Genomic DNA, 6,674 nt, shown 5'->3' with positions numbered 1-6,674 from the left:
GCGGCCACCGACCCGAACTACCCCGCCCATGAACACCCGACCCACACATCCGTCACAAGACCCATATTTATGACTGAGAGGCATAACGTTCAGAATCTCGTCCTTCCCAACAGGGCCGCCGTCCGCGTCACCCGGCTTGCCGAGAATCCGGTGGACTCGCACCGGCACGTGCGCGACCGTGACCCTCGTGGGCAGCGACGCGGAACGTCGGGTGTGGGCGGCAATGCCAGCCGGTAGCCGCGATGCGCTCGCCGCACTCCCGTCGGCGGACCTGCGAACGCTGCTTCTCGGGGTCGCCCGTGACCGCGCCGAGGCCGTCCGCCCGGCGCAGGTGCTGCGGCGCTGGAATGAGGATCGGTTCGTCCGGCCGTCCGCGGCCGACCCACGTGCGCTGTCCCGGGTGGAGGCGCGGATGCTCGTCCGGCATCTCGCGTTCCGGCGCACGTCTAGCGTCGACCGCATGGCCCTGGACGGACCCCGCTGATGGGGCGCGTCTCGCCGCTCCCGCCGCCCGGGCCGCTGCGCACGCTCGCGTACGCCACACTGGTCAACACCGTCGGCGCGGGGCTGTGGCTCGCGGGCGGGGCGCTCTACCTGACCCGGGACGTGGGCCTCTCCGCCACCTCGGTGGGCGCCGGGCTGACCGTCGCCGGGCTGGTCGGGCTCAGCGCGAGCGTGCCGCTGGGCGGGCTGGCCGACAGGTGGGATCCGCGTACGCTCCGGGCCGTCCTCCAGGTGGGTCAGGCGGTCGCCGCGCTGGCGTACCTGCTGGTCGGCTCGCTCCCGGCGTTCCTGGCGGTGGCGGTGCCGGAGGCGCTGCTCGCGGCCGGCAACCTGGCGGTACGGGCGGCGCTCGTCGCCGCGGTGGGCGGCCCGGACGGCCGGGTGCACGCCTTCGCCACGCTGCGCGCGGTGGCGAACCTGGGCATCACCGTCGGCACCGCGCTGGCCGGGATCGCCCTCGCCGTGGACACCCACCGGGCGTACCAGGTGCTCGTGGTCGGCAACGCGGCCAGCTATCTGCTCTCGGCGGCGCTGCTGCTGCGCCTGCCGCCGCAGCCGGCCGCCGACGGCGGGCGACGGTCCGCCGGCGCGAGCCGGGCTGCCGGCGCGGAGACGGCGCCCGGGCCGCCCGCGACAGCCGGCACGCGACGCACGCCGACAAGGCCGCGGCGCGGCGGACGACTGCGCCGCGGCGGGCCGCTGCGGGACGGACGGTTCCTCGCGGTGAGCGGCGCGTCGGCGGTGCTGAGCACGCACGTGACGGTGCTCGTGCTCGTCGTGCCGCTGTGGACTGTGGACCGGGCCGGCGCGCCGCCACCTGTGGTGTCGGCGGTGCTGCTCGTCAACACGGTCCTCACCGTGCTGCTCGCGGTACGGCTGAGTCGGGGCGCGGAGCGGGCCGCGCCGGCCGCCCGGAAGATGCGCCGGGCCGGGCTGGTGCTCGCCGCGGCGACGCCCCTGTACGCCGTGACCGGCGTCCTGCCGGCGCTCCCGGCGGTCGTCCTGCTGCTCGTCGCGACGGCGGTGTGGACGGTGGGCGACCTGTGGCACGGCGCGGCCGGCGCGGGCCTCGCCTACGACCTGGCCCCACCGGGTGCGATCGGCGCCTACCAGGGCGCGGACGGCCTGCTCGCCGGGCTGGCCCAGGCGCTCGGCCGGGGCCTGCTCACGCTGCTGGTCCTCGGCGGCGGTCCGGTCGGCTGGCTGGTGCTCGGCGGGGTCCTCGCCGCCGCCGGGCTGGCCGCCCCGGCGCTGGCCCGCCGGGCGGTCGCGGACCGGCCGGTGCCGCAGGCACGACCCGCCGGGGTGCCCGGCTGAGCCCGGTGTAGCAGCATGGCGGGATGACCGACCAGCAGAGCATCACCATCCGCCCGGGTGGACCCGGCGACGCCCCCACGCTGCTCCGGCTGCTCGACAGCGCCACCGCCTGGCTGGCCGAACGCGGGCGTACCGACCAGTGGGGCACCGAGCCGGCGTCGATCGACCCGCGCCGCATCGCCCAGGCCGAGGCGTGGGCGGCCGGTGACGGCCTGTACCTCGCCGAGATCGACGCGACCGTGGCGGGCGCGCTGGTGGTGGGCGCGGCGACCGAGTACGTGCCGCCGGCCACCGAACCGGAGCTGTACGTGAACCTGCTGGTCACCGACCGGGCGTACGCGGGACGCGGGGTCGGGGCGCGGCTGCTGGCGTACGCGGCGGAGCTGGCCCGCGAACGCGGCGTCGGCCTGCTGCGGGTGGACTGCTTCCGCAGCCCGGACCGGGCGCTCGTGCGGTTCTACGAGAGCTGCGGGTTCACCGCCACCGAGCCGTTCACGGTGGAGCGGCCGGGCCGTCCGACGTGGACCGGGCAGGTGCTGGAGCGCCGGGTCGGCTGAGTCAGCCGATCTCCTCGTCCACGAAGCACCAGCGCCACGACTCCCCCGGCTGGATCGACCGCATCACCGGGTGCCCGGTGGACTCGAAGTGCCTCGTGGCGTGCTGGTACGGCGAGGAGTCGCAGCAGCCCACGTGCCCGCACGTGAGGCAGGCGCGCAGGTGCACCCAGTCCGGGTTGCCGATGGCCACGCAGTCGGGGCACTCGGTCGTGGTGTCCGGCTCGGCCGTGCCCGCCTCGGCCAGGTGCTGGCAACTCATTCGACGGCCTCCTGTCGCAGCATGGACTCCTCCAGATCCAGATCACGATAGGCGCGGGTGAGCACCTCCTCCGGGATCTGCCCGGAGTCGCGGGCGGCCCGGAACACCTCCCGCTCCGCGTCGATCATCTCCTGCCGCAGGCGCGCGTACGCCTGGGAGGGGGTTTCCCGTTCGGTGCCGCCGAGCCGTTCCCAGGCCAGGTTCGCGCGGGAGGTGGTCAGCCCGCGCAGGCGTTCCACCACCGCCGCCGGCGCGCCGGCGGCCAGCTCGTCGAGGCGTTCCCGGGCGGCCCGGCTGGCCCGCTGCTGCACCCCGGCGGCGGACAACGCGTCCTGCACCGGGTCGTCCGGGGGCAGCCGCAGCCGCCGGGCCACCCAGGGCAGCGTGGCGCCCTGCCCGACCAGCGTCGCGACGATCACCGCGAAGGCCAGCCAGATGAGCAGCCCGCGCGGGTAGGGCGTGTCGCCGGCGAGGGTGAGCGGCAGGCCCAGGGCGGCGGCGAGCGTCACCACGCCCCGCATGCCGGCCCAGCCGATGACGACGGGGAACTGCACCGGCGGCGCCGGGTCGCGCTGCCGGACCCGGGGTACGAGCCGCGCCACGTAGGTGGCCGGGAACACCCACACGAACCGGGCCAGGAAGACGGCGGCGAGCACCGCGGCGGTGATCGCCACCAGCGAGCCGAACGGCTCGTCGAGGTCGCGCACCACCTCCGGCAGTTGCAGACCGACCAGCAGGAACACCAGTCCTTCGAGGAGGAACCGGATCAGCCGCCAGAACGCGGTCACCTGGAGCCGGGAGGCGGCCGACAGCAGGGTGGGCAGCTTGTGCCCGATGCCGAGGCCGGTCACCACCACGGCGACCACGCCGGAGGCGTGGATCTCCTCGGCGGCGAAGACCACGGCGAACGGCACGATCAGCGACAGCGCGTTGTCCAGCACCGGGTCGGTGATGCGCTTGTGCAGGTAGCCGAAGACCACCACGCCGAGCAGGCCGACCAGGATGCCGCCACCGGCCGCGACGACCACCTCCCGGGCCACGTCGCCGACGCCGACGCCGCCGGTGGTGGCGGTCGCGGCGACGATCGCGACCCGCAGCAGCACCAGCGCGGTGGCGTCGTTGACCAGGCTCTCGCCCTCCAGGATGGTGACGACCCGCCGGGGCAGGCCGACCCGCCGGGCCACCGCGGTGGCGGCGACCGCGTCCGGCGGCGCCACCACCGCGCCGAGCGCCAGGCAGATCGCGTACGGCAGCTCGGGCAGGAACCAGTGCACGACGGTGCCCACCACGAACGCGGTGAAGACGACCAGCCCGACGGCGAGCAGGAGGATGGGCCGCAGGTTGAGCCGGAACGCCGGAACCGACGTCTCCAGCGCCGCCACGTAGAGCAGCGGCGGCAGGATGCCCACCAGCACCAGGTCCGGGTCCAGCCGCACGTGCGGGAAGAACGGCAGGAAGGACAGCGCGAGGCCGAGCACCACCAGCAGGATCGGCGCCAGCAGGCCGAGCCGACGGGCCAGCGCCGCACCGAAGGTCGCGATGGCCAGGAAGACCACGACCTCGAACAGAGCATCCACGAACGACGAGCCTAGGCGCCGAAGGGCCGACGTGTGATCAGGCGGAGCGCAGCTTCGGCAGGACCTCGGCGCCGAACGTGTCGATGAACGCGCGCTGCTCCTGCCCGACGTGGTGCAGCGCGATCTGGTCGAAGCCCAGCGCCACGTACTCCTCCAGCCAGCCGATGTGCCGGCCCAGGTCGGCGGAGACGTTCACGGTCTCGGCGACCTTGGACATCGGCACGTCGGCGCTCGCCACGTCGAAGTGCTCGGGGGTCTCCAGGTCCCAGCAGACCGGCGGGGCGAACACGTTGCTGCGCCACTGCTCGTACGCGATCGACTCGGCCTGCTCCTGCTCGGGCGCCCAGCTCACGTGCACCTGGAGGTGCAGCGGGCCGCGCCCGCCCGCGTCCCGGTAGGCGTCGATCATCCGCCGCAGGTGCTCGACCGGCGCGTTGACGGTGATCAGCCCGTCCGCCCACTCGGCGCACCAGCGGGCGGTGGCGACGCTGACGGCGGCACCGACGAGCGCGGGCGGCTCCTCCGGCCGGGTCCACAGCTTCGCCCGGTCCACGGTGACCAGGCCGTCGTGGCTGACCTCCTCGCCGGCCAGCAGTGCCCGGATCACGTCGACGCACTCGCGCAGCCGGGCGCTGCGGATGTCCTTGCGGGGCCAGACCTCGCCGGTGATGTGCTCGTTGGCGGCCTCGCCGGTGCCCAGCGCGGCCCAGAACCGGCCCGGGTACATGGCGCCGAGCGTGCCGATGGCCTGCGCGATGATCGCCGGGTGGTAGCGCTGGCCGGGCGCGTTCACCACGCCGAAGGACAGGTTGGTGGCCTGGAGCGCGGCGCCGAGCCAGGACCAGGCGAACCCGGACTGGCCCTGCCGCTCGCTCCACGGCGAGAAGTGGTCGGAGCACATGGCCGCGTCGAAGCCGGCGCGTTCGGCGTGGATCACCGCCTCCAGCAGCCGGGCCGGGTGGATCTGCTCGTGGGATGCGTGGAAGCCGAACGCCGTCATGGTCGCCACTCCTACCCGTGACGGCGTCCGGCCAATCGCGTCTACTCGGAGTGCGCCCCGACGCCCGCGCCCGCCTCGCCCTCGCCGATCCACACGGTCTTGGTGTTGCAGAACTCGCGCATGCCGGCGGCGGACAGCTCGCGGCCGTACCCGGAGTTCTTCACGCCGCCGAACGGCAGCTCCGGGTAGGACGTGGTCATGCCGTTGATGAACACGTTGCCGGCGTCCAGGTCGACGGCGAAGCGCTCCTGCTCGGCCGGGTCGTTGGTCCAGGCGTTGGAGCCGAGACCGAAGCTGGTGCCGTTCGCGACCTCGATCGCCTCGTCGTACGAGCCGACCCGGTAGAGCCCGGCCACCGGCCCGAACACCTCCTCGCTCCACATCCGCATCTCCGGGCGCAGGTCGGTGACCACGGTCGGCGGGTAGTACCAGCCGTCCCCGGACGGCTTCTCGCCGCCGCAGAGCACCGTCGCGCCCTGGTCCACCGCGTCGGTGACCTGGGCGTGCACCTCGTCGCGGCCGCGTTCGCTGGCCAGCGGGCCGACGTCGGTGCCGTCGTCCATCGGGTCGCCGACGCGCAGCGCCGCCATCCGGGCGGCGAACTTCTCGGCGAACGCGTCGAACACGTCGGTGTGCACGATGAACCGCTTCGCGGCGATGCAGGACTGCCCGTTGTTCTGGCAGCGGGCGGTGGTGGCGACCTCGGCGGCGGTGTCCAGATCGGCCGAGGGCATCACCACGAACGGGTCGCTGCCGCCCAGCTCCAGCACCGTCTTCTTGATCTCCCGGCCGGCGATCTGCGCGATGGACCGGCCGGCCGGCTCGCTGCCGGTGAGCGTGGCGGCGCGGACGCGGGGGTCGCTGAGGATCCCGTCGACCGCGTCGGAGCCGACCAGCAGCGTGGCGAACGCGCCCTCGGGGAAACCGGCCCGGCGGAACAGGTCCTCCAGGTAGAGCGCGGTCTGCGGCACGTTCGAGGCGTGCTTGAGCAGGCCGGTGTTGCCGGCCATCAGGGCCGGGGCGGCGAAGCGCATCACCTGCCACAGCGGGAAGTTCCACGGCATCACCGCCAGCACCGGGCCGATCGGCTGGTAGCGGACGTAGGCCCGCTTCGCCTTGACCGCGGCGGCGTCGGCGGGCTCGTCGGCGAGCATCCGCGGCGCGTTGCCCGCGTAGAAGCGGCAGGCGGTGGCGCACTTGGTGACCTCCGCCTTCGCGGCGGCGTACGTCTTGCCCATCTCGGTGGTCATCAGCCGCGCCGTCTCGTCGCGCTCGGCGTCGAGCAGGTCGGCGGCGGCGGTGAGCCACCGGGCCCGCTGCGCGATGGTGGTGTCACGCAACTGCCGGAACGCGAGGTCGGCCCGCTCGATCGCGGCGTCGATCTGCTCGTCCGACATCGCCTCGTACGTCTTGAGCACCTGTCCGGTGGCGGGATTGGTGGTGGCGATGGGCATCTCGTA

General features: G+C 74.2%; 7 protein-coding genes. 3 read left to right on the top strand and 4 right to left on the bottom strand.

Annotation, left to right across the window (positions count from 1 at the left end; genetic code table 11):
• The first annotated feature begins 187 nt into the window (after positions 1 to 187).
• The 3 genes from V6U82_RS28935 to V6U82_RS28925 are packed head-to-tail and all read left to right on the top strand — an operon-like array spanning position 188 to position 2,378.
• Positions 188 to 484 (top strand): hypothetical protein, encoded by a 297-nt coding sequence (locus V6U82_RS28935; protein ID WP_334466837.1) that lies wholly within the window; start codon positions 188 to 190, stop codon positions 482 to 484.
• Positions 484 to 1,821 (top strand): MFS transporter, encoded by a 1,338-nt coding sequence (locus V6U82_RS28930; protein ID WP_334466834.1) that lies wholly within the window; start codon positions 484 to 486, stop codon positions 1,819 to 1,821. The genes V6U82_RS28935 and V6U82_RS28930 overlap by 1 nt, the downstream gene beginning before the upstream one ends.
• 23 nt (positions 1,822 to 1,844) lie before the next feature.
• The gene (locus V6U82_RS28925) at positions 1,845 to 2,378 is read left to right on the top strand and encodes a GNAT family N-acetyltransferase (protein ID WP_334466831.1); all 534 of its coding nucleotides are present in this window, start codon (positions 1,845 to 1,847) and stop codon (positions 2,376 to 2,378) included.
• A gap of 1 nt (position 2,379) precedes the next feature.
• On the opposite strand, the gene V6U82_RS28920 is transcribed toward V6U82_RS28925, so the two are convergent.
• The 4 genes from V6U82_RS28920 to V6U82_RS28905 are packed head-to-tail and all read right to left on the bottom strand — an operon-like array spanning position 2,380 to position 6,668.
• The gene (locus V6U82_RS28920) at positions 2,380 to 2,637 is read right to left on the bottom strand and encodes a UBP-type zinc finger domain-containing protein (protein ID WP_128138199.1); all 258 of its coding nucleotides are present in this window, start codon (positions 2,635 to 2,637) and stop codon (positions 2,380 to 2,382) included.
• Entirely contained in the window at positions 2,634 to 4,214 is a 1,581-nt protein-coding gene (locus V6U82_RS28915) for a Na+/H+ antiporter (protein ID WP_334466828.1), read from the bottom strand. The genes V6U82_RS28920 and V6U82_RS28915 overlap by 4 nt, the downstream gene beginning before the upstream one ends.
• 37 nt (positions 4,215 to 4,251) lie before the next feature.
• Complete coding sequence (locus tag V6U82_RS28910) at positions 4,252 to 5,223, bottom strand: TIGR03885 family FMN-dependent LLM class oxidoreductase (protein WP_334466826.1); 972 nt, start codon at positions 5,221 to 5,223, stop codon at positions 4,252 to 4,254.
• 32 nt (positions 5,224 to 5,255) lie between these two features.
• A complete protein-coding gene (locus tag V6U82_RS28905; protein ID WP_334466823.1) occupies positions 5,256 to 6,668 on the bottom strand; it encodes an NADP-dependent succinic semialdehyde dehydrogenase in 1,413 nt (470 codons plus the stop codon).
• Positions 6,669 to 6,674 lie beyond the last annotated feature (6 nt).

The organism is Micromonospora sp. CPCC 205554 (genome assembly GCF_036902745.1).
GTDB lineage: Bacteria > Actinomycetota > Actinomycetes > Mycobacteriales > Micromonosporaceae > Micromonospora > Micromonospora tulbaghiae.
This window is presented reverse-complemented; position numbering and strand designations above follow the sequence as displayed.

Coding starts and splice junctions, on each gene's coding strand:
- V6U82_RS28930 (WP_334466834.1), top strand. CDS start 484: ATGGGGCGCGTCTCGCCGCTCCCGCCGCCCGGGCCGCTGCGCACGCTC.
- V6U82_RS28925 (WP_334466831.1), top strand. CDS start 1,845: ATGACCGACCAGCAGAGCATCACCATCCGCCCGGGTGGACCCGGCGAC.
- V6U82_RS28920 (WP_128138199.1), bottom strand. CDS start 2,637: ATGAGTTGCCAGCACCTGGCCGAGGCGGGCACGGCCGAGCCGGACACC.
- V6U82_RS28905 (WP_334466823.1), bottom strand. CDS start 6,668: ATGCCCATCGCCACCACCAATCCCGCCACCGGACAGGTGCTCAAGACG.